Origin of the sequence: Aminobacter niigataensis, assembly GCF_014200015.1 — a bacterium.
GTDB lineage: Bacteria > Pseudomonadota > Alphaproteobacteria > Rhizobiales > Rhizobiaceae > Aminobacter > Aminobacter niigataensis.
The window spans coordinates 1,913,279-1,934,355 of sequence record NZ_JACHOT010000001.1 but is presented as its reverse complement, the minus strand read 5'-3'; the positions used below and the strand labels follow the sequence as shown (position 1 = coordinate 1,934,355).

General features: G+C 65.7%; 23 protein-coding genes. 18 read left to right on the top strand and 5 right to left on the bottom strand.

What is annotated here, in order from left to right; translation table 11 throughout:
* Positions 1-5: 5 nt before the first annotated feature.
* On the top strand, positions 6-719 hold the full coding sequence (locus GGQ99_RS09675; RefSeq protein WP_183262294.1) for an outer membrane protein: 714 nt from the start codon (positions 6-8) through the stop codon (positions 717-719).
* A 71-nt stretch (positions 720-790) separates the two neighbouring features.
* Here the strand turns inward: GGQ99_RS09675 and GGQ99_RS09670 are convergent, their stop codons facing one another.
* The 3 genes from GGQ99_RS09670 to GGQ99_RS09660 all read right to left on the bottom strand — a co-directional run bounded on the left by GGQ99_RS09670 (position 791) and on the right by GGQ99_RS09660 (position 3,207).
* Positions 791-1,480, bottom strand: a complete 690-nt coding sequence (locus GGQ99_RS09670; protein ID WP_183262293.1) for an HD domain-containing protein — start codon at positions 1,478-1,480, stop codon at positions 791-793.
* The gene (locus GGQ99_RS09665; protein WP_210307757.1) at positions 1,477-2,499 is read right to left on the bottom strand and encodes a serine hydrolase domain-containing protein; all 1,023 of its coding nucleotides are present in this window, start codon (positions 2,497-2,499) and stop codon (positions 1,477-1,479) included. The genes GGQ99_RS09670 and GGQ99_RS09665 overlap by 4 nt, the downstream gene beginning before the upstream one ends.
* Positions 2,500-2,655: 156 nt before the next feature.
* A complete protein-coding gene (locus tag GGQ99_RS09660) occupies positions 2,656-3,207 on the bottom strand; it encodes a MarR family transcriptional regulator (protein WP_183262291.1) in 552 nt (183 codons plus the stop codon).
* Between the two features lie 50 nt (positions 3,208-3,257).
* Between GGQ99_RS09660 and GGQ99_RS09655 the strand changes: the two genes are divergently transcribed.
* The 3 genes from GGQ99_RS09655 to GGQ99_RS09645 all read left to right on the top strand — a co-directional run bounded on the left by GGQ99_RS09655 (position 3,258) and on the right by GGQ99_RS09645 (position 5,847).
* On the top strand, positions 3,258-4,175 hold the full coding sequence (locus tag GGQ99_RS09655; protein WP_183262289.1) for a DMT family transporter: 918 nt from the start codon (positions 3,258-3,260) through the stop codon (positions 4,173-4,175).
* Positions 4,176-4,201: 26 nt separating this feature from the next.
* Positions 4,202-4,432, top strand: coding sequence for a DUF4287 domain-containing protein (locus tag GGQ99_RS09650; RefSeq protein WP_183262288.1), 231 nt, complete (start codon positions 4,202-4,204; stop codon positions 4,430-4,432).
* A 215-nt stretch (positions 4,433-4,647) separates the two neighbouring features.
* Complete coding sequence (locus GGQ99_RS09645; RefSeq protein WP_183262286.1) at positions 4,648-5,847, top strand: NAD-dependent formate dehydrogenase; 1,200 nt, start codon at positions 4,648-4,650, stop codon at positions 5,845-5,847.
* On the opposite strand, the gene GGQ99_RS09640 is transcribed toward GGQ99_RS09645, so the two are convergent.
* Positions 5,790-6,410, bottom strand: coding sequence for a TetR/AcrR family transcriptional regulator (locus tag GGQ99_RS09640; protein ID WP_183262284.1), 621 nt, complete (start codon positions 6,408-6,410; stop codon positions 5,790-5,792). The genes GGQ99_RS09645 and GGQ99_RS09640 overlap by 58 nt on opposite strands.
* Positions 6,411-6,504: 94 nt before the next feature.
* Between GGQ99_RS09640 and GGQ99_RS09635 the strand changes: the two genes are divergently transcribed.
* From GGQ99_RS09635 to GGQ99_RS09580, 12 genes are all read left to right on the top strand, one after another.
* Positions 6,505-7,413: an SDR family oxidoreductase gene (locus tag GGQ99_RS09635; protein ID WP_183262282.1), complete on the top strand. Its 909-nt coding sequence runs from the start codon at positions 6,505-6,507 to the stop codon at positions 7,411-7,413.
* Between the two features lie 100 nt (positions 7,414-7,513).
* The gene (locus GGQ99_RS09630) at positions 7,514-7,795 is read left to right on the top strand and encodes a metal-sensing transcriptional repressor (protein ID WP_183262280.1); all 282 of its coding nucleotides are present in this window, start codon (positions 7,514-7,516) and stop codon (positions 7,793-7,795) included.
* An 87-nt stretch (positions 7,796-7,882) separates the two neighbouring features.
* Entirely contained in the window at positions 7,883-9,202 is a 1,320-nt protein-coding gene (locus GGQ99_RS09625) for an MFS transporter (protein ID WP_183262278.1), read from the top strand.
* 67 nt (positions 9,203-9,269) lie between these two features.
* Complete coding sequence (locus GGQ99_RS09620; protein ID WP_183262276.1) at positions 9,270-9,662, top strand: DUF2946 family protein; 393 nt, start codon at positions 9,270-9,272, stop codon at positions 9,660-9,662.
* Positions 9,663-9,716: 54 nt separating this feature from the next.
* Complete coding sequence (locus GGQ99_RS09615) at positions 9,717-11,069, top strand: PepSY-associated TM helix domain-containing protein (protein ID WP_183262274.1); 1,353 nt, start codon at positions 9,717-9,719, stop codon at positions 11,067-11,069.
* Between the two features lie 168 nt (positions 11,070-11,237).
* Complete coding sequence (locus tag GGQ99_RS09610) at positions 11,238-12,419, top strand: MFS transporter (protein WP_183262272.1); 1,182 nt, start codon at positions 11,238-11,240, stop codon at positions 12,417-12,419.
* A gap of 54 nt (positions 12,420-12,473) precedes the next feature.
* Entirely contained in the window at positions 12,474-13,235 is a 762-nt protein-coding gene (recO, locus tag GGQ99_RS09605) for a DNA repair protein RecO (protein ID WP_108608758.1), read from the top strand.
* The gene (locus tag GGQ99_RS09600; RefSeq protein ID WP_183262270.1) at positions 13,232-13,750 is read left to right on the top strand and encodes a PaaI family thioesterase; all 519 of its coding nucleotides are present in this window, start codon (positions 13,232-13,234) and stop codon (positions 13,748-13,750) included. Before recO ends, GGQ99_RS09600 begins: the two co-directional genes overlap by 4 nt.
* 26 nt (positions 13,751-13,776) lie before the next feature.
* Complete coding sequence (locus tag GGQ99_RS09595) at positions 13,777-16,509, top strand: DUF2339 domain-containing protein (protein WP_183262268.1); 2,733 nt, start codon at positions 13,777-13,779, stop codon at positions 16,507-16,509.
* A 305-nt stretch (positions 16,510-16,814) separates the two neighbouring features.
* Entirely contained in the window at positions 16,815-17,444 is a 630-nt protein-coding gene (locus GGQ99_RS09590) for an outer membrane protein (RefSeq protein WP_246389462.1), read from the top strand.
* Between the two features lie 106 nt (positions 17,445-17,550).
* Positions 17,551-17,796 (top strand): type II toxin-antitoxin system VapB family antitoxin, encoded by a 246-nt coding sequence (locus tag GGQ99_RS09585; protein ID WP_108608754.1) that lies wholly within the window; start codon positions 17,551-17,553, stop codon positions 17,794-17,796.
* Complete coding sequence (locus GGQ99_RS09580) at positions 17,793-18,215, top strand: type II toxin-antitoxin system VapC family toxin (protein WP_199914498.1); 423 nt, start codon at positions 17,793-17,795, stop codon at positions 18,213-18,215. Before GGQ99_RS09585 ends, GGQ99_RS09580 begins: the two co-directional genes overlap by 4 nt.
* Before the next feature lie 25 nt (positions 18,216-18,240).
* Here GGQ99_RS09580 and GGQ99_RS09575 read toward each other — a convergent pair whose 3' ends face one another.
* Entirely contained in the window at positions 18,241-19,482 is a 1,242-nt protein-coding gene (locus tag GGQ99_RS09575; RefSeq protein WP_183262264.1) for an MFS transporter, read from the bottom strand.
* Between the two features lie 227 nt (positions 19,483-19,709).
* On the opposite strand from GGQ99_RS09575, the gene GGQ99_RS09570 reads away from it, so the two are divergent.
* Together GGQ99_RS09570 and GGQ99_RS09565 are read left to right on the top strand one after the other, a co-directional pair.
* Positions 19,710-20,228, top strand: a complete 519-nt coding sequence (locus GGQ99_RS09570) for an RNA polymerase sigma factor (RefSeq protein ID WP_183262263.1) — start codon at positions 19,710-19,712, stop codon at positions 20,226-20,228.
* Complete coding sequence (locus GGQ99_RS09565) at positions 20,225-21,019, top strand: anti-sigma factor family protein (protein ID WP_108608751.1); 795 nt, start codon at positions 20,225-20,227, stop codon at positions 21,017-21,019. Before GGQ99_RS09570 ends, GGQ99_RS09565 begins: the two co-directional genes overlap by 4 nt.
* Positions 21,020-21,077 lie beyond the last annotated feature (58 nt).

The following is a 21,077-nucleotide window of genomic DNA, read 5'->3' as shown; positions in this document are numbered from 1 at the left end:
TTCGCATGAAGATTGTAGCACTTGCGTCCGCACTGCTTTTCGCAGCTGCCGGAGCCGCAGCGGCGGCCGACGCTTTGGGGTCTGAGACAGCTCCTCCGGCAGAAACGGCACCGTACAACTGGACGGGAGCATATATCGGTGTCCAGCTCGGATATGGCACCGGTAGCGGTGAAGGCGCCTACCTCCTTCCGGGCGGAGCCAGAATAGAGACCGCTTTCCCGGAAGCGAAGGGAGCTCTGCTCGGCGGACAAGTCGGATACAATTACCAGTGGGGCTCCGTCGTGCTCGGGCTCGAAGGCGAATTATCCTATTCGTGGGCGGACGGAACATCCGACATCCGTGCGTTTCCGAGTGGTGCTGGTCCGGTCGCAATCAACGAGAATGAATTCGATTACCTCGGCAGCATCACCGGCCGACTTGGCTATGCGATGGACCGCACTCTGTTCTACGCCAAGGGCGGTGTTGGCTTCACCAAGCTCTCGATGAGCGATATCCCGAACGGCGGGGGCTTTAACGCGAGCGGTTCGGAAGCTTTGACTGGGTGGACCGTTGGTGCCGGCGTCGAGCACGCTCTGAACGACAAGTGGACGATCCGGGGCGAGTATCAGTTCTACAGATTCGACGCCAATCTGGCGGTGGATGAGCCAGCGCCGTTCCGCGTTTATGACGACGATTTCGATATTCACGCTGTCAAGATCGGCCTCAACTACAAGTTCTGATTTTGTGAAATCGGCAAAGGTGCCGGTCAGGCCCGGGCCGTTGCCGATGCCAGACCGCGCCGCTTCGCATTTCATTGCTCTGCAGCAATCTCGCGGCCGAAATCCGTGACGAATGCCCTCATCAGTTCGGTACGCTGGCGGCCGATCTCGCGGCCGGCGGCGGTGAGCAGGCCTGCCGACAGCTGGAACAGCTTGGTCTCGAAATGGTCGAGCGCGAAGCGCCTGTCGTCGAGCGGGCGGTGTTGCGCGAACGGGTCGTCCGCATCGTAGAGCGGCAATCCCAACCGGCCGGCGACATAGAAGACCCGGGCAATGCCAAGCGCACCCAGCGCGTCGAGCTGGTCGGCATCGCGCAGGATGGCCGCTTCGGAGCTGCGCGGCTCGATGTTCGCCGAGAAGCTGTGCGCCTCGATGGCGTGGGCGACCGCCTCGGTGCGGTGCTCATGCCAGCCGGCCTGGCGCAACAGCCCGCGCGCCACATCGGCGGACAGGCGCGAGGCCATGGCGCGCCGCGACGAGTTCTTCTCGACCGAAACGCAGTCGTGGAACAGCGTCGCCACCGCCAGAACCTCCATGTCAGCGCCCGGCTCCGTCGCCGCGATGCGGCAGACGAGGTTCCACACCCGCATCAGGTGCGAGCGATCATGCGAGCCGTCGCCGTCGGCCATGGCGCCGTCCCAGCGCGCGAGCAGTTCGGCGAGCAGCGCCTCGTGCGGCGCGAACAGGCGGGCGAGGTCCTCGATCTGCGAAGGGCTCATCATGTTTCTTTTGCAGCCAACACCTGCTCGATGATCGATACCAGTGCGCCACGTGCCTCGCGGTTGGTCGCAAAGCCGGCGACGGCGGTGCCTGTGGCTGGCGAATAGTAGGCCGCGGTGCCCCAGAAACCGAGATGCGAGTAGCATTCGACATCGGTTATGCGGCTGGCTGAAATGCCGAGGCGGTAGCCGTCGGCATCTTCATGGCTGCCGGTGGAAAGCATCTGGCGAAGCGTGTCCGGGCTTGTGAAGACGCGGCCCTCGAAAAGGGCGGCGAAGAGCGTGGCTAGGTCCCGCGCGGACATGACCAGTCCGCCGCCGCCATAAAGGTCCATCGAGGCGCTGATGTCGGTGGCGTCGGTCTTGCCGAGGAACTGGCGGGCGCGGGGCGCGGCCGTTGCCGGCTGCGGTTCGGAGATCTCCCACCAAGTGGCTTCGAGGCCGAGCCGGTCGAATGACATCTGGCGCCGGACAGTGGCTGCCAGCGCTTCACCCGAGATGCGCTCGATGATGTCGCCGAGCAGGATGTAGCCGGTGTCGGAATAGCGGAAGCTGGTTCCGGCTTCGCTGAGAGGGCTAGAATATTCGACCGCGAGACGAACCTGTTCCTCGCGCGCCCAGAAACGCGTGGGCTCGCGAAGCACGGTCTCGAAGTAGCGCGGATCGTCGGCGTGGTCGTTCAGGCCGGCGCTGTGGTTGAGAAGCTGGCGAACGCTAATCCTGTCCGTGCGGTAGCCGGCAGAAGTGAGCAGCCCGTTCAACACGGGCGTGAGCAACGGTGCGATCGGGCCGTCGAGGTCGACCAGCCCCTGTTCCCACAGGCGCAGAATCGTGGCGGCAACGAAGGTCTTGGTGTTGCTCGCGACCCGCAGCGGCGTGTCTGCAGAAAGCGGCCGGCCGGTCGTGGCATCGGCCATGCCAGACGCAATGTCCCAGGGGCGGTCGAGCCCCTTGCCGGTGACGTAGAGCGCCATCGCAGCCGGTTGCCGGCTCAGGATTGCGGCAAGTTCGTCGCGGTTCATTCGGTTGCCCTCGGCATTGCATGTGATTCCCGGCGCCACTCTGGCGCGGTGCTGCTGTCGAAGGATAGCGCCAGTTTGTGCAGGGGCTTGGCCAGCTCCATCCGGCAAGGAGGCGCGGCGTCGAGGGGGTCGGCTGCCGAGGCAGGGGCGGCCGCCTCACTCCATCGACGGCGAGCTGCCGAGCGATAGCGCCAGCTTGCGCAGCAGCTTGGCCAACTGCGCCTGTTCGTCCTCGCTCAGACTTTCCAGCATGAGTGTCTCGACCGCCATGTCGGCCTCGAAGGCCTCGCGAGCGCGGGCAAGGCCGTCCTCGGTCAGTTCCACCGGCAGGCTGCGCCCGTCGCCGTCCGAGCTGACCTGCCTGACCAATCCTGCCTTGACCAGCTTGACGATGCGGTTGGTGACGCCGCCGGACGAGATCATCATCGAGCGGTAGAGCTCGGTCGGGCGCAGCCGGTAGGGCGGGCCCGAGCGCAGCAGCGTGAACAGCACGTCGGCCTCGCCGGTGTCCAGCCCATAGGAGGCGAAGATCGCCTCGATCTTGGGCCGGGCGGCGAGAGTGATCCAGCGGGCACGGCCGAGGATCGCCATGCCGCGGGTGTCGAGCCCGGGCAGTTCCGCCGCCCATTGCGCCCGCCTGATATCGATGCCGTCCTGCAGGCCGTCGTCGATCAACTCCCCAATATTTTCGCCGAGATGTCTTGACACTAAGATAATTCCGTCATTTATCTTACCGGTAAGATATATTGGAGCCGGCCATGACGCAACAGGAAGTTCTCCGTTCCCCGGCTTCGCTTGCCGCGCGGTCACCGCTGATCCTGCTGGCGCTGTGCGGCCTCGTCTTCGCCACGCGCATCATGATCTCCAAGGCTGCGCTGAATGCCGGCATGCAGCCGTTCCAGCTGGCTTTGGTCGCCAATGTCGGCGCAGGTGCGATCCTTCTGCCGCTTCTGGCCGCCTCGGGGCAGGGGATCCCGCGCGAGCGGCAGCATCTCGTGCTCTACCTAGTGCTCGGCATCATCAGCTTCACCATCCCGACCGTGCTCGGCTACTACATCGTCGACCGGGTCGGGCCGGCATACACCTCGACCGTCTATTCGCTGTCGCCGCTGCTGACGATGAGCTTCGCCGCCGGGCTCGGCATCGAGCGCATGTATTTGAGGCGCTTCGCCGGCATCCTGATCGGCCTTGCGGGCATGGCGGCGCTGGTGCAGCAGCAACTGGCCGAGATCGATTTCTCGCAGACGGTATGGGTGCTGCTCGGCGTCACCATCCCGGCCTGCGCCGCCGCCGGCAACATCATCCGCTCGGCCTACTGGCCCAAGGGCTCGTCGGCGCTCGCGTTTTCCTGCGGTATCCTGCTGAGTTCGAGCCTGCTGGTGGCGCTGGTGGCCCCGTTCTTCGAGGCGCCGTCGAGCTGGGTCTTTCTCGACAGCGACATCCTGTTCTGGATCGGCTGCATGGTCGCCACCTCGGCGGCGTCCTACCTGCTCAACTTCCGCCTGCAGGAGATCGGCGGGCCGGTGTTCTTCAGCCAGCTCGGCTACTGGGGCACGGGCTTCGGCGTGGTGCTGGCGGCAATCCTGTTCAACGACGTGCTGACCCTGCTGTCGGTCGTGGGACTTGTGGCCATCATCGCCGGCGGCGTGCTCGCCAACCGGCGGCGCGAACTGTGATTTTCCAAAAATCAGGAGAAGAAAAAATGTCCTTCCAGGCCTATCTCGACACCATCAAGACCAAGACCGGCAAGGGACCGGAGGAACTGCTGGCACTCGCTGACGGCAAGGGATTTTCCCACAGCGGCAAGCTGAAGCCTGATGTAAAGGCCGGGCAGATCATCGAATGGCTGCGCGACGAGTTCGGCCTCGGCCACGGTCATTCGATGGCGGTCTATGCGCTCTTGACCGGCAAGAAGAAGCCCGGCGAAAAGTAGCGACGGGACAGCCGGCCCGCGGCCTTGAAACCGTGTCCGGCTCCGCCATTTAACTTCTGGAGCGCGCAACATCTCGAACGAGGAAGCGCCAGGCGGCAAGCCGGCCGGCCACGAACAATCCTGAAGGCTGGTTCGCTCCGTCACACGCGTGCAAATTTCGGGTAGCGTCAGTTTTCCAAGCGTCTCCTCGTCCATCAGACGAAGGGAGATACGAAATGGCCAAGGTTGTTTGCGTCCTTTACGACGATCCGGTGGATGGCTACCCCAAGCGGTATGCGCGGGACGGCCTGCCAAAACTCGACCGCTATCCGGGCGGCCAGGCATTGCCCACGCCGGAAGCCATCGACTTCGAGCCGGGCGTGCTGCTTGGCAGCGTGTCGGGCGAACTCGGCTTGCGCAAGTTTGTCGAAGGTGCCGGGCACAGCCTGGCCGTAACCTCCGACAAGGACGGACCCGACAGCATCTTCGAGCGCGAACTCGTCGATGCCGAGATCGTCATTTCACAACCGTTCTGGCCGGCCTACTTGACCGAGCAGAGGATCGCCAAGGCCGGCCGCCTGAAGCTCGCCATCACCGCCGGCATTGGCTCCGACCATGTCGACCTGCAGGCGGCGATGGAGCGCGGCATCACCGTGGCCGAGGTCACCTTTTGCAATTCGATCAGCGTATCCGAGCATGTGGTGATGATGATCCTCGGCCTCGTGCGCAACTATATCCCCTCTTACCAATGGGTGGTGGACGGCGGCTGGAACATCGCCGACTGCGTCGCACGGTCCTATGACGTCGAGGGCATGCAGATCGGAACGGTGGGCGCCGGGCGGATCGGCACAGCCGTGCTGCGGCGGCTCAAGCCGTTCGACGTCAAGCTGCATTACACTGACCGACACCGCCTGCCCGAGACTGTGGAGAAGGAACTTGGCCTGACCTTCCACAAGACGGCGGCCGACATGGTGCCGGTCTGCGACGTCGTCACCATCAACGCGCCGCTGCACCCCGAGACCGAAAACCTGTTCGATGCGGCGATGATCGCGAAGATGAAGCGCGGCGCCTATCTGGTGAATACGGCGCGCGGCAAGATCTGCAATCGCGATGCTGTCGCCCGGGCGCTCGATAACGGCCAGCTCGCCGGTTATGCCGGCGACGTCTGGTTCCCGCAGCCGGCGCCCAGGGACCATCCGTGGCGAGAGATGCCGCATCATGGCATGACGCCGCATATTTCGGGGTCGTCGCTGTCGGCCCAGGCGCGCTATGCCGCCGGAACACGCGAAATCCTCGAATGCTGGTTCGCCGGCCGGCCGATCCGCGAGGAATATCTGATCGTCGATGGCGGCAAGCTCGCCGGCGTCGGCGCGCATTCCTACAGTGCGGGCGATGCCACGCGTGGATCGGAGGAGGCGGCCCGGTTCAAGGGGTGACCTGTCGCGGGAACGGCCGCGGCAATGAGGCTGCGCAGGCCGGCGGCGACGAAATCTTCGACCCGGCCCTGCGGGTCGAAACCCCACCACAGGAGCGAGCCTTGCCATTGCGAGGCCATCAGCAGCCCGATGCCCCGGGGCGCGCCGGCCACCCCGGTGAAACGCACCTCGAGTGCTGCGCACAGCGCCACCTTCCAGGCCGCGCCGCGCGCCCGCAATGCGGGATCGCGCAGATCCTCGCGCAACAGCAGCAGCCCTTCGGCATAGGTTTCGATGCCGCCATAATGCGACAGGCCGACCAGCAACTCGATGGCGCCTTCGGGCGTGTTTGGCGTGGACGCGGCGAGGGCGGTGGTCTTGGCGTCGAGCCCGTCCCAGGCGTGGAGCAGGGCGGCCTGCTTGAGCCCGGCTTTGGTCTTGAAGCGCTGCACCAGCGTCGCAGGCGACAGGCCGCAGGCGCGCGCCAGGCTGTCGAAAGTCAGTGCATCAGGCCCATGGTCGTGGATCAGCCGGCTGGCAGCTTCGAGTACGTTCTCGTTGGACAGCGTCTTGGGGCGAGGCATGTTGAACTTTCATTTATAAACGAGTATTCATTTATATACGGCTTTGATGCTGACTGCGAGCCAATTCGACGAAACGTAGTTTTGGGAGAGTTCGATGACGCTGCAAGGCAAAGTTGCTCTCGTCGCCGGCGCGACGCGCGGGGCAGGGCGGGGCATAGCCACCGAATTGGGCGCTGCCGGCGCCACGGTCTATGTTACCGGACGAACCACCCGCGACCGCCAGTCCGAATATGCCCGGCCCGAGACGATCGAGGAAACCGCCGAGCTGGTCACCGCCGCCGGCGGCAAGGGCGTGGCCGTGCCGACCGATCATTTGGTTTCCGACGAGGTGCGCGACCTCGTCGCCCGTATCCGCAGGGAGCAGGGCCGGCTCGACGTCCTGGTCAACGACATCTGGGGCGGCGAGAAGCTCTTCGAATGGAACAAGCCGGTGTGGGATCACAATCTCGACAATGGCTTGCGGATGCTGAGACTATCCATCGACACCCATCTGATCACCGCGCATCACGCGCTGCCGCTGATGATCGAAAAGCCGGGCGGGCTTCTGGTCGAGGTGACGGACGGCACGGCCGAGTACAACGCCGTGAACTACCGCCTGTCGCCCTTCTACGACCTGTGCAAGTCGGCGGTGCTGCGCATGGCCTGGGCGCATGCCAAGGATCTCGCCCCGCATGGCGCGACCTCGGTGGCGATCACGCCGGGCTGGCTGCGCTCGGAGATGATGCTCGAGCATTTCGGCGTCACCGAAGCCAACTGGCGCGACGCGACCAGAAACATCCCGCATTTTGCCATCTCGGAGACGCCGCGCTTCGTCGGCCGAGCTGTGGTGGCGCTTGCGGCCGATCCCGACGTGGCGCGGTGGAACGGCCAGTCGCTGTCGAGTGGCGGCCTGGCCCAGGTCTATGGCTTCACCGACCTCGACGGCTCCCGGCCGAATGCCTGGCCCTATGTCGTCGAGGTGCAGGATGCCGGCAAGCCGGCCGATACGACAGGCTATCGCTGAGCGCACGGCACGGCTGATTTCGCGTCACCTGCTTCAGCTATCCATAATTCAATGCGTCAGGCGGATTGACCGTATACCCCCCTGGGGGATAGCATCTGGTATGACAACGCATGCGCACACCCACGCATCCCATCCGGATACGCTCAAGCGGCTGAAGCGGGCCGAGGGCCATCTTCGGGGCATCATCGCCATGATCGAGGCTGGCAGGCCATGCCTCGATGTCGCGCAGCAGCTGCATGCGGTCGAAAAGGCCGTCGGCCAGGCCAAGCGCACGCTGATCCAGGACCATCTCGACCATTGCCTGGAAGAGGCCGTCGGGCCACTGCCGCGCGAGCAGCGCCAGTCGATCGACGAGTTCAAGGAAATCACCAAGTACCTCTAGGACGGCGCCGCTGCCGGCCACGCCGGTCGCGCCCGATGCCGAACGACTGACTGGCCTTCGGGCCGCCGAAGACCGCCAGGGCGACAGATGCTCCAGATACTCTCCAACCGAACCTATCGCCATCTGTTCGCGGCGCAGCTGATCGCCCTGATCGGCACCGGCCTGGCCACCGTCGCGCTCGGGCTTTTGGCCTATGAGCTGGCGGGGCCGGATGCAGGCGTGGTGCTCGGCACCGCATTGGCGATCAAGATGATCGCTTTCGTCGCCGTGGCACCCGTGGCGGCGGCCTTTGCCGAGCGGCTGCCAAGGCGCTCGATGCTCGTTTGCCTCGACCTGGTGCGTGCGGCGGTGGTGCTGCTCTTGCCGTTCGTCACCGAGGTCTGGCAGGTCTATGTGCTGATCTTCGTGCTGCAGTCGGCATCGGCCGGCTTCACCCCGGCGTTCCAGGCGACGATCCCCGACGTCCTGCCCGACGAGAAGGATTATACGCGCGCGCTGTCGCTGACCCGGCTTGCCTATGACCTCGAGAGCCTGGTCAGCCCTGTCCTGGCGGCGGCGCTGCTGACGGTGGTCAGCTTCCACGAGCTGTTCGCCGGCACCGTCGTTGGTTTTCTGGCCTCGGCGGCGCTGGTGGTCTCGGTCACGCTGCCCAGCCCGCACGCGACCGCCCCGCGCGGCATCTATGAGCGGACGACGCGCGGCTTGCGCATCTATCTCGCGACACCCCGGCTGCAGGGCCTGCTGGCCGTCAGCATGGCGGTTGCCGCCTCCGGCGCCATGGTGATCGTCAACACCGTCGTCATCGTGCAGGGCGAATACGGCCTGACGCAGCGATCGACGGCGATGGCGCTCGCTGCCTATGGCGGCGGGTCTATGATGGCCGCGCTGATGCTGCCAAGGATACTCGACCGGGTACCGGATCGCTCGATCATGCTGGCGGGCATATCCTTGTTGGCGGTCGGGCTCGTTTGCGGCACGCTGGTGCAGGGCTTCGCGTCGCTCATGCCGCTGTGGTTCGTCCTTGGCCTCGGCTATTCGATCGCACAGACCCCGGCGGGCAGGTTGCTCCGGCGCTCGTCGCGTCCCGAAGACAGGCCGGCGCTGTTCGCCGCCCAGTTCGCGCTGTCCCACGCCTGCTGGCTGGTCACCTATCCGCTCGCCGGCTGGCTCGGCGTGACGGTCGGCCTGCCTGCGACCTTCGTCGTCATGGCCGGCATCGCGGCGGCAGCCATCGCCGTGGCATTGCTCCTGTGGCCGTCATCCGATCCCGATGTCGTCGACCATCACCATCATGGCCTTGCCGACGACGATCCGCATTGGGCCGAAGGCGGACACCGCCTCGGGCACCGCCACGCCCATGGCTTCGTCATCGACACGCTCCACCACCAATGGCCGCGCCACGGCTGAGGCAACCTGACACTCGTGCCGCAGTGACGCGGCTGTGGAATCGTGCCATTTCGCTGGCATGAAGGGGATGCGCCTCATCTTGCGGGACAGGCTGTCGGCTGGCGCCATCGCCGGCATGATCGCTTTCATGCTGCTGTTCCAGGCGCTGCTTTCAGGTGCAGCGACAGGTGCCATGGCCGCCTCCGCCGCCGATCCGCTCGGCGTCATCTGCACCATGGACGGCATGGGCCCGGCAGGCGGCGACCAGCAGCCCTCCCGCAGCCCCGCCGACTGCCCTTGCGGCACGCTCTGCCAGCTGGCGGCAGCAACAGTGCCCGGCCTGCCGGGCGAGCAGCTTGCCTTCATCATTGACCGACCCGAGGCGCAGGGCATCGTCGTTGCGGAGCTGCGGCAGGCGGCACCCCAAGGCCTGCGCGGCGTGATCGCCGAGGCGAGGGCACCTCCGCACAACTCCGTCTGACGTCGAAACCTGCGGGCTCACGCGGCCCGCGCTTCCACGCCTATGGAGATATCAATGTCCGAAATCACCCTCGGACGGGAGAACGCCGCCGTGCGCTCCGCGTCCAACCTCTACCGCGCCGTCTGGCGCTGGCACTTCTACGCCGGGCTGCTGGTGCTGCCCTTCATGATCACGCTTGCCGTCACTGGCGCGCTCTATCTTTTCAAGGACGAGATCGACGCTGCCGTCTATTCCGAACTCAAGCGGGTCGCTGTCGAGCAGAGCAAAGCGACACCCGAAGCCATGGTGGACGCCGCGCTGGCCGACTTTCCCGGCACGGCGGTGAAGTACCTCGACCCGGCGACGCCTGAGAGCTCGGCCGAGATCACCGTCGCCACGTCCGATTTCGGCAAGCTGGCCATCTATGTGAACCCCTACAGCGGGGCCGTGCTGGGCGCCTTGTCCGATCGAGGTACGGTTATGTGGACCATACGCTATCTGCACAGCTTGAAATATTTCGGCGACGGCGCCCGCATGCTGATCGAGCTTGCCGGCGGCTGGTCGATCCTGCTCGTCGGCACCGGCATCTATCTCTGGTGGCCGCGTGGCAGGAAGGGCGGCGTCGTCACCGTGCGCGGCAAGCCGAAGAACCGCATGTTCTGGCGCGACCTGCATGCGGTGACCGGACTGTTCGTCGGCCTCTTCATCGTATTCCTGGCGATCACCGGCATGCCCTGGTCGGGTGTCTGGGGCGAGAAGGTCAACGAATGGGCCAACGGCAGCAATTTCGGCTACCCCTCGGGCGTGCGCGTCGACGTGCCGATATCGGGCGAACACCTCGACCATGTCTCCAAGACGTCGTGGTCGCTGGAGCAGGCCAGGCTGCCGGAATCATCCGCCACCTCAGGCACGCCGATCGGGTTGGACAGAGCGGTCGAGACTTTCGACAGGCTTGGCCTGCATCGCGGCTATGCGGTCGCGATCCCTGGCAAGCCGACGGGCGTCTATACCGGCTCAGTCTATCCTGATGATGCCAGCCAGCAGCGGGTGATCCATCTCGACCAGTACAGCGGCGAGCCGCTGATCGACATGGGCTTTGCCGACTACGGTGCGGGTGGCAAATGGATGGAATGGGGCATCTCTGTGCATATGGGCCAGGAATTCGGTCTCGCCAACCAGCTGGTGCTGCTGGCGGCCTGCCTGGGCATCGTGCTGCTCGCCGTATCGGCAGGGGTGATGTGGTGGAAGCGCCGACCGGCGGGCTCGCTCGGCGTGCCGCCGCTGCCCGAAGATCCAAGGGTGTTTCGCGGGCTGATCGCCATCCTTGCCATCGGCGGCATCGCCTTTCCGCTCGTCGGCATCTCGCTGCTGGCGATGCTGGCACTCGACTGGGCCGGAACGCGCGTGCTGCGCCCCCGGTTGGCCTGACGCGAGGCGGCCGCCGTCCCCGGGCGGCGGCCGCTTTGGCACTGGACATTGGCAGGTTGTGCTGCGATGGCGATGCAACTGGACCAAACGGCTTTGCTTGACCCGCCGTCTGTGATGGGGCACTGACGCCCTCCCGAAAAAAGCCCTCAATCCAAGACTGGCTAGACAATGACCACCGGCAAGCATGGCGGCCATGCAGGCATCGCCTTCGCTCTCGTCGTGACCAGCACTGTGCTCGGCATAGCCGGCACGGATCTCGTGCTGCCGGCCGTGCCGAGCCTGCCCGAGGTGCTGGGCGGAACCTATGGCCAGGCGCAGTTCGTGCTGGCGGCATTCGTCACCGGCTCGGCGGTCGGCCTGCTCGCCTTCGGCACGCTTGGCGCGCATTTCGACCAGCGCCGCCTGCTTGTGGCTTCGCTCGTCGCCTACGGCCTGGTCTCCGCGGTTGCCGGTATGAGCACGTCGCTCGACATGCTGATCGGCCTGCGCTTCCTGCAGGGCGCGGCGGGTTCGGCGGCTGCGGTTTTCGCGCCGGGCATGATCCGGGCGCTGTTTGGCGACGATCGCGCGGTCAGCAAGCTCGGCCTGCTCGGCTCCATCGAGTCGCTGACGCCGGCGCTTGCGCCTGTAGCTGGCGTGTGGCTGCTGTCGCTCGCCGGCTGGACCGCCTCGTTCGACGTCATTGCCGTGCTGGCGTTGCTGCTGGCAGCCGCTGTCGGCGCACTGAGCCGCCATCTGCCGGCGCTGACGACCGGCAAGGGAGCCGGCGGCTATGCCCATCTGCTGCGCGATGCCACCTTCCTGCGATACGCGGTAAGCCATGCCTTCACGCTCGGCGCGCTGCTGGTGATCGTCTTTGCCGCACCGACGGTGTTCGTCGCCGCACTTGGCGCCGGGCTCAAGGACTTCATCATCATGCAGATCACGGGCATCGCCACCTTCATCATTGCTGCCAACTGGACCGGCAGGCTGACCGGGCGCTTCGGCGCCGAGCGCATGATCTGGTTCGGCACGGGCCTGTCCGCGCTTGGTGGCGTGGCGATGCTCGCCTATGCGCTGATGGGAGGCGCCAACACGTTGGTGGTGACCGCATTGTTTGTGCCTTTCAACCTCGGCCTCGGGTTCCGCGGCCCGCCTGGCTTCCACCGCGCCGTCGTGGCCTCGCAGGGCGACGATGCCCGCGGTGCAGCGCTGGTGGTGGTGGCGATCCTCGGCACCACGGCGGCGGGCACCGCGGCGGTTGCGCCCTTCATCACGCTCGGCCTGCTGCCGCTTGCCATTGCGGCCGCAGCGCTGGTCGTTGCGGCATTGCTGCTTATCGCCCTCATCCCGCCGCTGCCGGAACGGTGATTGCGCCGCGCCATTATTCTTGATTTCGCCGCGCAACCGGCTGATGGTCCGGCCATGGAATGGCGCGACGAAGGAATCATCCTCGGCACCCGCAAGCATGGCGAAACCTCGGCCGTGCTCGAGGTGATGACGCGTGCGCATGGCCGGCATCTCGGCCTGGTGCGCGGCGGCCGCTCGCGCAAGCAGCAACCCGTGCTACAGGCCGGCAACCGCGTCGACCTGATCTGGCGGGCGCGGCTCGACGAGCATCTCGGCACTTTCCAGGCCGAGCCGATCGAGCTCAATGCCGCCAGGCTGATCGACAGTGCCGTGGCCGTCTACGCCCTGCAGACGCTGGCCGCGCATCTGAGGCTCTTGCCAGAGCGCGACCCGCATGCCGGTCTCTACGAAACGCTGGCGATCCTGATCGCGCATCTCAACGACGCCGAAGCTGTCGGCGAACTGGTGGTTCGCTTCGAGCTTCTGGTGCTCGACGAACTCGGCTTCGGCCTCGACCTCTCCGAATGTGCCGCCACCGGCGCCCTCGAGGATTTGACCTATGTCTCGCCGAAGTCGGGCCGCGCCGTATCGCACGCCGCCGGCGAGCCGTGGCGCGACAAGCTGCTCCCGCTGCCGCTGTTCCTGCAGCGCGGCGCGCGGCAAGGGGCCGACCTCGCGGCGATCGAGGATGCGTTCCGGCTGTCGAGCTTCTTCTTTGCCCGCCACGTCTACGAGCCACGCGGCATCGAGGTGCCCGATGCCCGCAGCGGCCTGCTGATGGCGCTGAGGAAATTCTATGCCGCCCAAGCCATCTCCCGTGGAGACACCGCCGCATGAGCGACGTCGAACTGTTTCCCGGCCATGTCTCGCCGCTTGGCCTGGGCACGATCCCGCATGAGGACGTGCATCTTTATTCCGGCAGGGAACTGCTCCAGCGGGTCGTCGACGGTCTCTATCCGGCGCCGCCGATCGCCGCGGTGCTGAATTTTGCCCTGACCGGCGTGGAAGAGGGGCGGACGGTGTTTCGCGGCGTGCCCAACAAGCGCCATCTCAATCCGCTCGGCATGGTGCATGGCGGCTGGGCGGCGACGCTGCTCGATTCGGCGCTCGGCTGCGCCGTGCACAGCACGCTTGCAAAAGGCGAGGCCTACACCACGGTCGAGTTCAAGGTGAACCTGACGCGGCCGATCACGCCCGACACCGGCGAGATCGTCTGCGAAGGCAGGGTGATCCACAAAGGGCGCACGCTCGCCGTGTCCGAGGCGACGCTGAAGGACAGCAACGGCAAGCTGCTCGCCTTCGGCACCGAAACATGTTCGATCTTTCCCGTCGCCAATCTGGCGGCGCGGTGAGCCGGCCAATCTGAGGGGGAACGGCCATGCTTGAGAGCCTTCTGGGCGTCATCGCCATTGTCGCGCTGTTCATCATCATATCGAAGCAGCAGTCGCGGCTCGGCCTGCTCGAACGCGAACTGGGCGCGCTGCGCAGCCTGGTGCTGTCGGGGGCCGTGCCTGCACCGGCTGCAAAGGCTGCCGAGGCTTCGACGGAGACGGCGGAGCCAGGGGTGCCCGAGGCGCTGGCTGCAGCTGCAGCGGAGATGCCTGCCAAGGCGGGGTCAGCGATTGCCACCGCAGCGGACGCAGACGTCGCGGCAGAGCTGCCTGCGGCGGCCAATGCCGAAGCTGAAGCCGGCGAGGCAGGGCCGTGGGGCGGCACGCAGGCAACTTCCACGCCGGAACCTGCACCCGCGCCGGCCAGACCCGATATCGAAACGGCGCTCGGCACGCGCTGGGCGGTGTGGGTCGGCGGGTTGGCGCTTGCTTTCGGCGGCGTGTTCCTGATCCGCTATTCGATCGAATCCGGCCTATTCGGCCCCGGAGCGCGGCTGACCATGGCTGCACTGCTCGGCCTGGTGCTGGTCGGCGGCGGCGAGTTCATCCGCCGCACCGGCTTCCGCGTGCCGATCCAGAATGGCGGCAGCGCCTACATCCCGGCGATCCTGACGGCAGCGGGCGCCTTCACCCTGTTCGGCACCATCTATGCCGCGCACGGGCTCTATGGCTTCATCGGTGCCGGGACCGCCTTCGTCCTGCTTGGGATCGTCGGCGTGGCGACGATCGGCGCCGCACTCGCCCACGGTCAGCCGCTGGCGGGCCTCGGCCTGCTTGGCGCGATGGTGACACCGGCGCTGATTGCGTCCGCGGCGCCCAATTTCTGGGCCTTGTTCGGCTACCTCGCCATCGTTCTCGTGGCGACCGCGGCGGTCGCCCGGACGCGCAGATGGTCGCTGCTGATGGGGGCAGCCTTCATCGGCACCGGCCTGTGGACGCTGCTCTACCTAGCCGACGCGCCATTGGCCGATTTCACGATCGTCCTGTTCATCAGTGCGGTCACGCTGGCGGCTCTCGCCCTGCTTTGGCTTGGACGCCGCGACGACATGACGGCGCTGGACTGGCCGTCGATGGTGCCGGCGTTTTTCGTGGCCGTGACCGCCATGGTGCTGTTCATCCACCCGACCTACGCCGCGCTCGGCGGGCCGCTGCGCGGGACCATTCTATTGGTCGGCTTGCTGGCGGTGGCACTTTACCGGCCGGCTGCTGTTTCGCTGCTGTTTGCGGCAGGCATCGCGACAGTGCTGGTCTATCTGCGCAACGCGCTGGGCGGCACCTTCGAACTCGACCTGCCTATCGGCGGGCTGATGGTTGAGGGCCTGCCGATCGAGATCGCCGGTACGTCGCTGACCCGCATCGGCTGGCTGCTTGGGCTCGTCTTTGCCGGCACCGGCCTGTGGAGCGCGCAGCGGCTGGCGGCGACGGCGCCCTGGCGCGCGGCAGCCTGGGCCGGGTGGGGCGTGGCGGTGCCGCTGGTCGTGCTGACTTCGCTGTGGATCGCCTATGGCAACCCCGACCGCGATCTCCTGCGCGCGCTCATCTCAGCCGTCCTGGTCGCTGGCTTCATTGCCGGCGGCGAATGGATCGCCCGTGCCGAACAGCCGCCGCTCCAGGGCGGGCCGGCGGTCTCCTTCGTGCTTGGCGGGGCAGGGGTGGCGCTGCTGCTGGCCCTCCACATGGGCTTCGGTTCGGGCCTGACCACGGTCCTGCTTGGCCTTGCGGCGGTGGTTCCGGCACTGGCGACGCGGCAGCGTGCCTACCCGGTGCTCGGCTGGCTGAGCGTCGGGGCGGCGGTTGCCGTGCTGGCGCGAATCGCCTTCGACCCGACGGTTGTCGGGGCGGACAGGCTCGGCATGACGCCCGTCTTCAACTGGATCCTGCCCGGCTACGGCATCCCGGCAATTGCCTTCGGCTTCGCTGCCTGGCAGCTGGCGCGCACCACCAACGGCCGGCCGCGGCTGGTCATGGAGGCGGTGGCCGCCCTGTTTTCGCTGCTGACCGTGGCGATGCTGGTGCGTCATGCGATGAATGGCGGCGTCATTACGTCGGACGCACCGACGCTGGCCGAACAGGCGATCTACACGCTGATCGCGCTCGGCGGCGGCGGCATCCTGGTGGCGCTCGACATGCGTTCGCCGAGCCCTGTGCTGCGCTATGGCTCGCTCGCCATCGGCGTGCTGTCGGTGCTTTCGGTGCTGGGCCAGCACTTCCTGGTGCTCAATCCGCTGTTCACCGACGAAGGCACGGGCAGCATTCCATTCTTCAACCTCTTGTTCCTCGCCTATCTCCTGCCGGCGTTGGCAGCAGCAGCGTTGGCGTACTACGCCAGGGGCAAGCGGCCGAAATGGTATTCGGCGATGCTGGCCTTTGTCGCCGCATTGCTCGCCTTTGCCTATGCCACCCTGTCGGTGCGCCGGCTGTTCCAGGGCGAGCATATCGGCCTGTGGGCAGGCCTCGGCCAGGTCGAGACCTATTCCTATTCGGCGCTGTGGCTTGCCATGGGCGTCGGCCTGCTGGTCGCCGGCGTGACACTGAAGTCGCAGGTGCTGCGCATCGCCTCGGCGGCGTTGATCTCGATCGCCGTGGCAAAGGTCTTCCTGTTCGACATGTCCGAACTGGAAGGCGTGCTGCGCGCGCTGTCCTTCATCGGGCTGGGCGCTGTGCTGATCGGAATCGGGCTGTTCTACCAGCGCCTGCTGACGCGAGCGGCGCGCTCGTAGCGCAAGGAAGTCAATGTAGATTGCCGGAAGGTCGAAGCGCTGCACGGCTTGCCTTCGATGCCTGGTGCGCATGCCGTTAACCATCTGTTAACATTACCGAAAGATTGCCTGATCGGATCGGCATTTATTAAGATCGAGCAAGGTTTCGGCAACGAATGGCGACGAAGGTCGCCTCGCGCCAATGATATGGCGCACGGGACTCGGCCTGCGGACTTCCTCCCCCGTTTGCCGCTGCGTCGAAAGCCCGTCACAGGACCGCAAAGCCTCGGGCTTTGCTGTCCCAAGCAATGTCGGAGCACTACATCATGTCCAAGCGAAATCTGTATTTCGTCCTCTTCGCGGCCCTCGCGCCCTTTGTCACTTCCGTCGTCGCCAATGCGGCCGACGTGGCATCGGATTACTCCCAGGAAAGCTCTGGCGCCTATGACTGGTCGGGCATCTATGGTGGCGGCCATGTCGGGCTTTCCAATGACGGTTTCCCGAACCCGTTCTCGAGCAAGACCGGCTGGCAGCTTGGCGGCCAGGTCGGCGCCAACTTCCAGTCCGGCATGTTCGTCTACGGCGCCGAGGCCGACGCCAGCTTCTCCAACGGCGCCCGCCACAACATCGCCAATGGGGCCCAGCTCGAGCGCAAGTTCGACGCGGCCGCCAAGGCCCGTGCCGGCGTCGCGATGGACCGCACGCTGGTCTATGGAACCGCCGGCTACGGCGTCTCCAAGTTTGACGCCAGGCGCAACGTCAGCTCCGGCAGCAACTGGGAAGGCGGCCTCCTGCTCGGCGCCGGCGTCGAACAGGCGATCAGCGACAAGGTCACCGCCAAGATCGAGTACAACCGTGTCGACTATGGCAAGGTGCGGTCGACCGTCGGCGGCGTCAAGCAGGCCGACGAGCTCGACAGCAACACGCTGAAGGCCGGCCTGAACTACCGGTTCTGAGCGACCTAGGCACTTCCGAAGGCGGGCATGCAGGTCATGCCCGCCTTTTTTATACTTGAATGAATATGCGTTGAGGAATATCTGTATATCCAGAAGGGATATGTAGATGCCTCTCTACATCAGAGATAACGAAGTCGATGCGCTGGCAGCCGAATTGCAGGCCGTATCCGGCGCCGCGAGCAAGACCGAAGCGGTGCGGACCGCACTGCTTCACGAGCTTGCTCGCAACCGCGCCAAGATCCCCCTGCGCAATCGCCTTGCCAAACTGCAGGCGAGAGTGGCGGAACTGGGCCTGCCCGACCGCGACTTCGACATGAAGAAGTTCACCGACGAAATGTGGGACGGCGAGTGATTTTCATCGACGCGTCCGTCATCGTTGCCGTCCTCAACCAGGAGCCGGGCTGGGAGGAACTGGTCAAGCAACTCACCAGCGCCGCCGGCGAGAGATACGTTTCGCCGCTGGTTCGTTTCGAAGCAATCATGTCGCTTGCTCGGGCCAGGGCCGGTGGTGGCCGGAAGCCGGCCCCGGAGCTTGTCTTGCAGGCAGGGCAAGTGGTTGACGACTTCATGGTCGAGATCGACGCCCAGGAGATCCCGATTTCGGATGAGATCGGACGGGCGGCGGTCGATGCCGCAACACGCTACGGCAAGGCGGTCGGCCATTCCGCTGATCTCAACTTCGGCGACTGCTTTGCCTATGCCTGCGCCAAGGCGTTGAAGGCGAAGCTAGTCTACAAAGGCAACGACTTCGCCCAGACCGACCTGGCCTGATCGGACGTCAGGCCAGGAACCGGTACTACTCCGCCGGCACCAGTGCCGGATGCCTGGTGACCGGCCGTTCCTTGATCGGCCAGTGGACGGCGGCGGCGAACAGCCCAAGGGCGACGCCAAGCCACCACACCGCATCGTAGGAACCGAAGTGGTCGTAGAGGTAGCCGCCGAGCCAGACACCGAGGAATGAGCCGATCTGGTGCGAGAAGAAGACGATGCCGCCCAGCATGCCGAGGTGCCGGGTGCCGAACATGATGGCGACGAGGCCATTGGTAGGTGGCACTGTCGATAGCCAGAGCAACCCCATGACGATGGCGAAGACGACGACGCTGGTCGGCGTCTGCGGCAGCAGCAGGAACGCCGCGACGAGTGCCGACCGGGCGAGATAGATCCAGGCGAGGAAGCGGGGTTTCGAGTACTTCTGGCCGATGATGCCGGAGGCGAGCGAGCCGATGATGTTGAAGAAGCCGATCAGGGCGAGCGCGATCACCGCATAGCGGGCGTCGATGCCGATGTCCCTGATATAGGCCGGGAAATGGGCGGTGATGAAGGCGACCTGGAAGCCGCAGACGAAGAAGCCCGAAACCAGAAGCATGTAGCTCCTGTGGCCGAAGGCTTCTGACAGGGCTTGGCTGAGCGTTTGCTGGATTTCGGCCTGGGAGACCTTACCCGAGCTGGAATTGCCGATCAGCGGGATCGCCAGCACCGGGATGACCAGCATGGCGATGGACATGTAGACGAGCGTATCGGACCAGCCATAGGCATCGATCAGGCCCTGGCTGATCGGGGCGAAGATGAACATGCCGGCCGACCCGGCGGCGGTGCCGATGCCGAAGACCATGCTGCGGTTGTTCGGGTTGGTGTTGCGGGCAAAGGCCGCCAGCACGATGCTGAAAGAACCGGCGGCGACGCCGAGGCCCACGAGCACGCCGCCGCTCAGGTGCAGCATGCCGGGGCTGTCGGCAGAGGCCATCAGATAGAGGCCGAGCGCATAAAGCACCGCGCCGAGCGTCAGCACGCGCCATGTGCCGAAGCGGTCGGCGATCGCACCGAAGATCGGCTGTCCCAGGCCCCAGCACAGGTTCTGGATCGCCATGGCGAGACCGAACGTGGTGCGGTCCCAGCCTTTTTCGGCGAGCATCGGCAATTGGAAGAAGCCCATCGCCGAACGCGGCCCGAAGGTAAGCGCCGCGATCAGGCAGCCGCAGATGATGATCAGCCACGGCACCGTATTGCCCGACCTGGTGGTTGCCGCCGCTGCCGTCATCGTCGCTTCTCCCGTGAGGAAGCCACTTTTAGCCGATCCCATCGCATGTTCAAAATCAATTGAACTAGCGCATGCTTCAACATTTCTGATGGATGGGAATAGGAGGGCCGCAGCAAGCGTTAGTTGCATGCTTGGGTGATTGGCGGCTGAATTCGACGGCCGCTTGCGTCGCTGAGGCAAGGCGCGTTCTATCAGCACGTTCAAAGGGCGATCCACGATCCGCAGTGATGGAAGAAAAGAAGGCAGCGATACTTCAGGAAATCCCGCGCCTGCGGCGCTATGCGCGCGCGCTGCTGCGCGACCGCGACTCTGCCGATGATCTCGTCCAGGATTGCCTCGAACGGGCATTGATGCGCCTGGACAACTGGCGAACGGGAGAAAGCCCCAGGAGGTGGCTGTTTACGATCATGCATCATCTGTTCATCGACCAGATGCGAAAGGTGAAGCGTCGCGGCGAAGCGGCGGTCCTGCCGCTCGACGCCGGCGAAGCGATGGCAACGCCGGCCATCCAGGCTGAAAGCGCGGCCTCGCGTGAAATCGTCGACGCCTTGCAGCAGATCAGCCCCGACCGGCGCGCCGCACTGGTGATGGTCGCCATCGAAGGATTTTCCTATGCCGAGGCGGCGACGATGCTCGGCGTGCCCGCCGGCACGCTGATGTCGCGCATTGCCCGGGGCCGCGAGGAACTGCGGGCGCTGCTCGACGACCAGGCGCGGCGCCGGACGATAAGGATCGTCGAGAAATGAACGCGCGCAGCTTCACCGACCGCGATATCCACCTGGCGCTCGACGGCGAGCTGCCGGAGGACGAGCGCGCCGCCTACCAGGCCTGGCTGGAGGCCAATCCTGACATGAAGGCGAGGAGCCTGCGTTTCGCCGCCGACAATGCCGCCTTGCGCGGCCTGTTCACGGGCGTCCTCGACGAGCCCGTGCCGGCGCGGCTGACGGCAGTGGTCAAGGGCGATGCGCCGAAGCGCAAGGGCACGCCGCCATGGTGGCGCATGGCTGCGGCGGCAGCACTTCTGGTCGCCGGCGGTCTCGGCGGATATCTGGTCGGAGCGAGCGGTTTCGGCTTTGGTCCCGATTCCGACGATCGCATGGCCGAATTGGCGATTGCCGCGCATCAGACCTTTGCCGCCGACAAGAACCGGCCGGTCGAGGTCGACGGCAGCGATCCGGCCTACCTGACCGGCTGGCTGTCGAAGCGGACCGGGCTGAAGCTGGTGGCGCCGGATCTCAGCGTCAATGGCTTCCAGCTCCTGGGCGGACGCCTGGTGCCGGCCGAAGGCAGTACGGCGGCGCTGATGCTCTACGCCGACGCGCAGGGCAATCGTATTTCCGTCTATGTCACCACCGGCGGCAGCGAGCTCTCGAAGGGCACTTATACGCTCGCGGGCGGTGGCCCCGAAGCCGTCTACTGGCAGGAAAAGGGCTATGGCTGCGCCGTCGTCGGAACCCTGCCGCCAGCGGAACTCCGGCTGGTTGCGAAGGATGCCTACAAGCAATTGCTCGCAGGGGCGGGCCTGAGCCAGTCATAGGACGCACCGATATTTCGGCGTCCTTTCCTACGAGATTCATATCCCTCCAGCCCGGGCG

Excerpts from the sequence above, each read along its gene's own strand:
- GGQ99_RS09675 (WP_183262294.1), top strand. The coding sequence starts at position 6 with ATGAAGATTGTAGCACTTGCGTCCGCACTGCTTTTCGCAGCTGCCGGA.
- GGQ99_RS09670 (WP_183262293.1), bottom strand. The coding sequence starts at position 1,480 with ATGATGAGCCCTTCGCAGATCGAGGACCTCGCCCGCCTGTTCGCGCCG.
- GGQ99_RS09665 (WP_210307757.1), bottom strand. The coding sequence starts at position 2,499 with ATGAACCGCGACGAACTTGCCGCAATCCTGAGCCGGCAACCGGCTGCG.
- GGQ99_RS09655 (WP_183262289.1), top strand. The coding sequence starts at position 3,258 with ATGACGCAACAGGAAGTTCTCCGTTCCCCGGCTTCGCTTGCCGCGCGG.
- GGQ99_RS09650 (WP_183262288.1), top strand. The coding sequence starts at position 4,202 with ATGTCCTTCCAGGCCTATCTCGACACCATCAAGACCAAGACCGGCAAG.
- GGQ99_RS09645 (WP_183262286.1), top strand. The coding sequence starts at position 4,648 with ATGGCCAAGGTTGTTTGCGTCCTTTACGACGATCCGGTGGATGGCTAC.
- GGQ99_RS09640 (WP_183262284.1), bottom strand. The coding sequence starts at position 6,410 with ATGCCTCGCCCCAAGACGCTGTCCAACGAGAACGTACTCGAAGCTGCC.
- GGQ99_RS09635 (WP_183262282.1), top strand. The coding sequence starts at position 6,505 with ATGACGCTGCAAGGCAAAGTTGCTCTCGTCGCCGGCGCGACGCGCGGG.
- GGQ99_RS09630 (WP_183262280.1), top strand. The coding sequence starts at position 7,514 with ATGACAACGCATGCGCACACCCACGCATCCCATCCGGATACGCTCAAG.
- GGQ99_RS09625 (WP_183262278.1), top strand. The coding sequence starts at position 7,883 with ATGCTCCAGATACTCTCCAACCGAACCTATCGCCATCTGTTCGCGGCG.
- GGQ99_RS09620 (WP_183262276.1), top strand. The coding sequence starts at position 9,270 with ATGCGCCTCATCTTGCGGGACAGGCTGTCGGCTGGCGCCATCGCCGGC.
- GGQ99_RS09615 (WP_183262274.1), top strand. The coding sequence starts at position 9,717 with ATGTCCGAAATCACCCTCGGACGGGAGAACGCCGCCGTGCGCTCCGCG.
- GGQ99_RS09610 (WP_183262272.1), top strand. The coding sequence starts at position 11,238 with ATGACCACCGGCAAGCATGGCGGCCATGCAGGCATCGCCTTCGCTCTC.
- recO (WP_108608758.1), top strand. The coding sequence starts at position 12,474 with ATGGAATGGCGCGACGAAGGAATCATCCTCGGCACCCGCAAGCATGGC.
- GGQ99_RS09600 (WP_183262270.1), top strand. The coding sequence starts at position 13,232 with ATGAGCGACGTCGAACTGTTTCCCGGCCATGTCTCGCCGCTTGGCCTG.
- GGQ99_RS09595 (WP_183262268.1), top strand. The coding sequence starts at position 13,777 with ATGCTTGAGAGCCTTCTGGGCGTCATCGCCATTGTCGCGCTGTTCATC.
- GGQ99_RS09590 (WP_246389462.1), top strand. The coding sequence starts at position 16,815 with ATGTCCAAGCGAAATCTGTATTTCGTCCTCTTCGCGGCCCTCGCGCCC.
- GGQ99_RS09585 (WP_108608754.1), top strand. The coding sequence starts at position 17,551 with ATGCCTCTCTACATCAGAGATAACGAAGTCGATGCGCTGGCAGCCGAA.
- GGQ99_RS09575 (WP_183262264.1), bottom strand. The coding sequence starts at position 19,482 with ATGACGGCAGCGGCGGCAACCACCAGGTCGGGCAATACGGTGCCGTGG.
- GGQ99_RS09570 (WP_183262263.1), top strand. The coding sequence starts at position 19,710 with ATGGAAGAAAAGAAGGCAGCGATACTTCAGGAAATCCCGCGCCTGCGG.
- GGQ99_RS09565 (WP_108608751.1), top strand. The coding sequence starts at position 20,225 with ATGAACGCGCGCAGCTTCACCGACCGCGATATCCACCTGGCGCTCGAC.